The organism is Microcoleus sp. B3-A4 (assembly GCF_036705385.1).
Taxonomy (GTDB): domain Bacteria; phylum Cyanobacteriota; class Cyanobacteriia; order Cyanobacteriales; family Microcoleaceae; genus Microcoleus.
Genome location: NZ_JAUBUI010000144.1, coordinates 1 through 7,538 on the forward strand (window position 1 = coordinate 1; position 7,538 = coordinate 7,538).

4 protein-coding genes and 1 pseudogene are annotated in these 7,538 nt (G+C 47.5%); 1 reads left to right on the forward strand and 4 read right to left on the reverse strand.

Translation table 11 applies throughout. The annotated features are described in order from the left end of the window. Window positions 1-88: 88 nt before the first annotated feature. Together QUB33_RS28315 and QUB33_RS28320 are read right to left on the reverse strand one after the other, a co-directional pair. A pseudogene (locus QUB33_RS28315) lies at window positions 89-977 on the reverse strand (Uma2 family endonuclease). A gap of 257 nt (window positions 978-1,234) precedes the next feature. Continuing rightward, a complete protein-coding gene (locus QUB33_RS28320) occupies window positions 1,235-2,143 on the reverse strand; it encodes a tetratricopeptide repeat protein (RefSeq protein ID WP_333357615.1) in 909 nt (302 codons plus the stop codon). 582 nt (window positions 2,144-2,725) lie between these two features. On the opposite strand from QUB33_RS28320, the gene QUB33_RS28325 reads away from it, so the two are divergent. Then, window positions 2,726-3,976, forward strand: coding sequence for a hypothetical protein (locus QUB33_RS28325; RefSeq protein ID WP_333357618.1), 1,251 nt, complete (start codon window positions 2,726-2,728; stop codon window positions 3,974-3,976). A gap of 85 nt (window positions 3,977-4,061) precedes the next feature. Here the strand turns inward: QUB33_RS28325 and QUB33_RS28330 are convergent, their stop codons facing one another. Both QUB33_RS28330 and QUB33_RS28335 read right to left on the reverse strand, forming a co-directional pair. Then, the gene (locus QUB33_RS28330) at window positions 4,062-5,237 is read right to left on the reverse strand and encodes a homocysteine biosynthesis protein (protein WP_333285628.1); all 1,176 of its coding nucleotides are present in this window, start codon (window positions 5,235-5,237) and stop codon (window positions 4,062-4,064) included. 789 nt (window positions 5,238-6,026) lie between these two features. Next, window positions 6,027-7,199, reverse strand: a complete 1,173-nt coding sequence (locus QUB33_RS28335; protein WP_333357621.1) for an AI-2E family transporter — start codon at window positions 7,197-7,199, stop codon at window positions 6,027-6,029. Between the last annotated feature and the right edge of the window lie 339 nt (window positions 7,200-7,538).

Here is a 7,538-nt window from a genome sequence, read left to right on the forward strand (position 1 = left end):
TTTAATAATTTTAGGAATCGCGTATTAGCTTGCTGGTCTGATTAGATAAACTTATAACCATAAGTTCAGGAGAGCCGATAAAACTATCTCAGCCGTGATAACTCTGGCTAACTTCCTCCACAGATAAACTTAACGCCTTCGCCACCTGTTCGGCACTCAAACCCATTCCCAACAACCGGGGAATTGCATCCCTTCTTGCCTGAAATTCAGCTTTTCGTGCCTGTTCTGCACTCTCGGCTTGCAACCTTTCTTGTTCGGCTCTTTCCCGCTGTTGTTCCCCTCGCAATCTCTCTAATTCTGCTCTTTCATCGCCAATCAACAGCAAATTACCTTCCTCGTCCCACCAACGCAGCCAAAGCATGGTTTGATTTTGATAACTGCCTTGCCAAAGTCCCAATTCTATGCATAAAGATGCAATGGGAAAATGACCGCGTTGATTTAGTTCTAACAGTTGATAATACCCCTCCATCAACCGATAAACTTCTAATCGACCGCTGTTAATTTCATAGATGCCGTAATAGGGAATTCGCATCACCTGTTCGTACACCCAAAACTTGCCCGGTTTCGTTATTACCCCTTCATCAGTGCGAGATAAAGGAGTACGATCGCGCTTCATCACCGTTCCCGCTCGCAAATTCCAAAGCAATTAACGGTGCTATGTGTTCCCGCCACAGCACGTAGGAACGCCGCATTTGACCGTCTACATTAGGAGGTACATTCGGAACATAAAACCAATCAGGAGCTTCTGCACCTTGTTCCGGCGGTTCAGTTTCTCGCCAGTAAATGCTGCAGTCTTGACCGATCGCATATTGTCCGTCAGGATGCCGTTCCTGCAAAATTTGCCTGATCGAATCAGTTAAAATTAAACTTTGCGGATGCTCCTGAAAATTTTTCACAAAAGTACCGTCTGACTCTGGTAATTGAGTGTGGTCTGGAAAAGCAGGAGGTAGAACAACGCGGTCAATGCTGTGGGTCATAATTCCCTCCGAGGTCTTACATAATTGATAATTAGTAATTGGTAGTCAGTAACAGGACGCTGGGCGCGAGGGCTTAGAAACCCGGTTTCTTCATGTATCTGTCGTCGTTCAACCAAGATTTATCGTAGAAACCGGGTTTCTTTTCCTAAGTCCTGCGTAATCAAGAAGAAAGCGAGTAATTTTGAGTTTAAATTATTAAGTTTTTAACTTAATAATTTTTCACTGACAACTCAACACTCTTTCACTTAAAACTTTCCTTAAGGTTTCGGTAGCGCACCTTCTGGACTAGGAGAAGCAGCCGGTTCGGGAGTCGTCGTAGCCCCAGGAGAAGGCGAAGGAGTCCCACTAGCTAACTGATTAATTTGGTCTTTATAGTTAGGAGGAGCTAACTCAGTAGCTCGATCGAACAGCGTTTTTGACTCATCTGTTTTACCCTGTTCCTTCAGCACGATCGCCTTTCCTAAAGTCGGGCGAAAATCTTTGGGATTAGCCTTAGCAGATTCGTCGTAAATTGCGATCGCCTCCTCGTAGCGCTTCTGCACAGCATAAACCTGTCCCAAAATCAACTGCACTGAAGTTACATCCACACTTTCCGGTTTCGCCAGATTTGCAGCCGGAGCCGCCTTCAGCGTATCTTGCAGCAGTCCGATCGCAGCTTCGGGCCGCTGCTGCACCAGCAGCAAATTCACCAACCCCTGCAAAGCCTTAATTTCCCCAGGCTTAGACGCTAAAATTGACCTGTAAGCTTGAGCAGCCCCTTCGCGATCGCCCGTGCGTTCCTTAGCCTGAGCCAGCAAAATCCCGTATTCAGTAGTCTCAGGATTCAGCGAAGCCAACTTTTCCAAAGGAGCGATCGCATCCTTAATGTCGCCCACTCCTTGTCCGATCAACTCCAGTCGCACCTGCAATAATCCCCGCAAAGCCGTTACATTGTCAGGTTCTCGCTGCAAAACCAATTCGTATCCCCTAGCCTGAGCTTGCAGCAACTCTGATTGCTTCTCCCCTGACTGCGCCGTTTGAGTAGGCGTTGGAGTTGACCTACTTTGCGCTTGGCTGGCCTGGAGAATACTGTTTAAAATTGGCACAAGGGAAAATCCCAAAAAAGCGATGAGCGACAGCACCACCACGACAGTAATCAACCCACGACGCTTGTTTGCTTTTTCCATAATTCAACTATCCCAGCTTAAAATCTACTATTTTCTAAGAATTAAGGCTTCGCCCGGGGGCGTCTGCCACTTAACTAGATCCATGCAACCATAAAAGTTCTTAACTTCAAAGTCCGAACGGACAAAGCAGCCTTTTACTTGCAGCTAATATGGTAACAGACCCACAACTCCATGCTAGCTAAACAATTTTGGACACTCAGACCCGCAGCCCCAAGGACTGCGGTGTCTGTCCAATTTAGTCTGGTCAAGCTAAAAATTACCGAAAATATGGCGGATCAGGCCGTTAGGTAATTGGATTAAGTAAAATAGGCAAGCTGAATATCCTAAATGCTATTAGCCAGCAACTCCAGCTCAGCGCGATCGCAGGATCGATCGGTCAGCAACTGCCAAAGTCCTTGATCCCAAGGATTTTAGCAGCCAGCGAACCGATCGGCACTCGTAGCGTTGAAAGTTGGCGTTGACGGGTCACAACCAGACCTGCGGGCGCAAGCCCCAAGTCAGGTGCTAGTAGTTTTTAAAGCAGTTTCTTCAGTTTATTCCTAATTTCCCTTAAGGGATGTGTCTCCGCTGCAAGGAGTTTTTATGAACCCCTCTCCCAACCGGTCTTCCAAATCGTCCAAATCTACTTCAACTCGCAAGGCTCAGCCCAGCGAACAGGCCGTCAATCCGCCTAAAGATACAGATTCTATTCCTGAGACACCAGACGAAAGTTCGGTGCCTTCTGCGTCGGCTGCACCTGTTGACCAAAATCAACCGGCAACGCCAACAGACGCCCCAGCGTCCAAGGATAGGCTGCAACGACCACGCTACAGTTCTGCCCTCGACAAGGACAAAACAAACCCACCAGACCAGCCCAGCAATGCTCCTGCACCCCCGGCGCCAGCAGCGTCTTCGACACCTGTCAGCGATACTCCAGCCCTAGGAGTTGCACCGCCCGCAAACGCCGAGCCACCCGCTAACGAAAGTCCGGCCGATGAGGACATACCCTCCGTCATGCGCCAACATCCCATTCCCCCCCCCAGCGAACCCAGACAGTACCGAGCTGTTGGTTTGGTGCGGGGCCGCTACACGCAATCAGAAGAGCAATTCACCCGGGGTATGCTGATAGCTGCCGACGGAACTGCCATTGACGCCGTTTTGCTGGGTAGAGTCATGAGTTTAGTCAAAAATCACCTGGATCTGGAACAAGAACACCTGTGGGTGGTCTATCCCCGCACCAGGCAAGAAGACGGCAACTTGCACGCCCAGATTATGGGAGTTTGGGAGCCGGAAACGCTCAAAAAACCTCCCGAACCGTCCTCTGATGAGGAAAATCAGGAAGCAGCGGAGATTGAGGCTAGTGGCGAAGCATCGACCGCATCTTTGCCACCCTCGGAACCTGATGTTGAAGATGGCTATTTTTCGATTAGAGGTGAGGTTATTTACCAATCCCAAGACGAAGAAAAGTATGTCATCGTCAAAATCAAGCAAGCTCCCCGCAAGAATGACGACAAGATGAAGTTTTTTAAACTGAAACTCAAGGGAGATTTAGCAACAAAAGCGATCGGGTTTTTTTGGGATTTCCACGTCAAATTGAAAGCTGACAGTCTGATGATTGAGCAGGCTAATAATATTGGTGCCCTGCCGATTAAAAAGCGGAAATTCCCCCCCGGCGGCGGCAAGCCCGGTGGCTTCAAAGGAGGAGGAGGGAAGCGTCCGTTTACTCCTAGGCCCAGCGGTGACGGTGCTCCTGTAGGGCGTCCTACCATCAAGTCCGCAGCAGCAGCACCACCGCCTGTCCCAAAACAACCTCTTCCTAAGCCGGTTAAGAAGCCTAAGCCGATCGAGGAATGAACCAATTTTAGATTTTAGATTTTAGATTTTAGATTAGTGTGTCCAAGACTAATTTACAACCGCTAAATCGCCAATCTAAAATCCTTTATTCGAGCCGGACTTGTGCGCCCCACAAATCTTGGGGGAGAAATACTCTGTCGGTGGGTAGGGGAGCAACTGGGGCCGTGAGGGTAAATTGACCCGCTTCAATTTGCTGCTTCAATTCCAATGCTACTTGCCGGGAGAGAAACATACTCGCAAGGGGGGCGGCCCGCACAGGTTTGCCCTCTATCAGGATGCGGCCAGTCTTTAATTGAGCATAGCTGACTAAACCGAAGGTCGGACGAACGCGCCGGGGGATAGAGAAATCTACCACCGGCGCTACTATTTTTTTGTCGGATACTGCACAATTGGCGACGACTGTTTCGTTTAAGACGGGAAAGGGGATGCCGACTCCCAGCATCAGGGATGGGCCGTAGTTTTTGAAGTAGCAGCCGCGCACCCATTTCGAGTTCATCTGTTTGGCGTCGCCGATTAGTGCGAGGGTGGCGGCCGGGCCGATGGGGGTGCGGTTGGGCTGGCGTTTTTGCAGCGGGAAGTGCTGAGTCCCTTCCCAGGTGATGTAGCCCTGAGCGCCTCCTAGGAAGATACGGGTGCCGATGCCGATGATTTGGAGGTCGGGGTCGTTGAGCAGGGGAGACATGGCTCCAAGGTTCGAGTAGACGGCGTTGCCGAGGTTTGGTTGCAGGGGTCCGAGGTAGGTGAACAGCGGGCGATCGCCCCCATTGACGCCAACAATAAAGTTTTGATATGCGTTGCGGGGATTGAATAAATAAAACTGGTTGATTGTATCGCGGGTAATCGTGGTTTCAAAGGAGGCGCGGGGGTAACAGTCTGTTACCTGCCCCAAGGCTCGCAACTGCACGGGTTTCCCAGCAATCAGGTCTTCGATGACGTGTCCGCCGCCCCGTTCCCGGGATTCTTCGCCGTCTTCGGCTACTTGGGTGGCTCCCAGGTACAGGTCTACTGCCCCGAAGCCGGAGTAGGCTAAAACGCCGTCTAGCCAGCACTGGCGGATTTTTATCGGCGGGTCGGTATGGCCGAGGTTAATGATTGCACCGGAGGATTCCATCGGCTCGAAGGTGCCTGCGGTAATCACATCGACTTCTTTGGCTGCTTGGGTAATGCTGGTTTCTTGAACTCTAGTTTTAAGTTCTTCGATTGTCCAGACGGTAGCTTTGCCTTGGCTGATTTTATCGTTGATTTCGTCGATCGATCTCATAAGACTATTTTAGATTTTAGATTTAGATTTTAGTGTGATGGAATGTCGATCGAGCGAATGCAGTGTTAGCGATCGACCTCCTTGTTGGTCTTCGCTATAAATTAGCTACAAACTCTGTGTTTGCAATTGCTGCCTCACCGACTGCCGCCAATACCGGACAATAGCATTATCGTCCAGAGTTTCTGACATTTGTACTAGATGATGATTCAGCAAAGTTGCAGGCAGAATTAGAAATTCGAGACTGTATTCGCACAAAAATATTATATTATATCTGGGATTTTTAAGTTGGTAAATTTGAATCTTTCCTCCCCTATACCGCCTACTTTAAATAATTTCTATATTATAAATTGGTAATCGATTCGATGAAACCCTGGTAACATCGATTTCAATGACTAAACCTGGTGGCGGATTGTTTAAAGTCTCATTTTTTTACAAAAAATACTGTCAATATTTTGCATATAAAAACATGAATGTGGTTCGCTAACTTGTTGTAAATCTGATAAATTTAAACTCATCGAACCAAATCCTTTAATTGTCAAGTCAACCTCTTTAGTTAATGCGCTAACGATATTTTTTATCGGGCAATATATGTTTTCGTGCAAGTCTGACGGCATCATGATTTATAGCACTCCTCGACTGTCAGGGAATTCAGAGGATCGGCGCTTTCCCGATTCTGCCAATAAGGTTCGATCAGTTTGCAAATTGATAATTGATAAAAGCACTCTTTGAGTATTTTTTAAACTACTGGGATTTTCAAGGGGTGCAACAGTCATCATCGAGCGATTTAAATTATTGATTTTCAGGAGTGTGGCTTTCGGTATTATTTGGGATTTCTAATTTTTTTTCGGGCAGGCTTTCTGGCTTGTTATGTGTTACTCCTAAAGATTCGTACTCCTCGTGAATAGCGGTATCGATCGCTGCTAGCTTTTTGGGATTGGTGTCCCACTGGTTGAGAATGTCTTTAATCAAAACTTCTCTAACCCAAACTTGAGCCACAACGGTGAGAGGAAGGGCAAGTAATAGTCCTAAAAATCCAAAGAAGGTGGCAAAGAATACTTGAGCTATTAAGGTAACAGCCGGCAGTAGCGCTACTTGCTGCGCCATAACGTAAGGGGTGAGGAGGTTGCTTTCAAATTGTTGAATTAGAAAGTAGAGGATGAACACAAAACCTGATTTTAAGGGAGAGTCTAAAAGTGCGATAGTCACTGGAGGAATGACACTCAAACCGGGTCCGATATTGGGTATTAAGTTCAGCAAGCCAGCTAAAACAGCGTGAGCTAGGGCTAGGGGAACCTGCAATACTGATAAACCAATTAGGCTGAGAAAAGTGATGACGCTCATGCTAATTAAAGCACCGATTACCCATCGACCGAGGGCTATTTCGCATTCATCTAAGATTCCCTCGATTCGCCGCCGATAAAAAGAGGGAAATAGTTGAATAAATCCTTTGCGGTAAGATAAAGGGTCTGCTAATGTCATCAAGGTCAAAACTATGACTAGCAAAAAGCTGAGAATAACGCCTAAGGTGTTGCCTACAAAGGCTCCTGCACCGCCGACGAGTTGATTGAATAGGGGTTGCAGTTGTTGGATAATGTCGTTAATATCAAGATTCGGTAGTCGCTGACCCATTTGTCCGGAAAAGCGAGTTTCAATCTGATCGATCCACTCATTTAATTTTGCTATTCCTTGAGGACCTCTTTGGGTAAGTTGTTGAAACTGTTGGGCAAAGGGTGGTACAATGATGAGGAATAATCCTACGAAGATGAGGACTAGGAAGCTAACAGATAAAAGTACGGCGATCGATCTTTTGAGTCCGAATTTTTGCAAGTAGCGTGCTAGCCTGTTTAAGGCGGTGGCTAAGACGACGGCGGCAAATAGCAGCAGTAGGGCCTGCCTGATTTGCCACAGGATGTAACAAGATGCGATGAGGGCTAATAAGCCCATCCACTGTCCTAGCTTCATTAGATTTTAGATTTTAGATTAAGGAATAGGGTATTGGGAATGGCTGCTTGCTAATTGCTCTGCTCCCCAGACGCGATGAATCGCCTCTATACAAGATACAGCAGATGCGCGCGATCGCATCTTTAATCAGATACCCCTACTCGGACATTAGCATAAGCAGCCACCTCAATTCCCTTTGGCGAACACCTGCTGCGCTGTCAGCTTCAATCCCGGGAAAGTTGGGGACTCAATACGCTGGCCTTCTCTGAACAGTTGGATTTGGTAAGCTGTTGCACATTTAAACTGTGATACAAGCATTACCCTTATTTTTGATTTTGCGACCCCATTTAATTATTAATT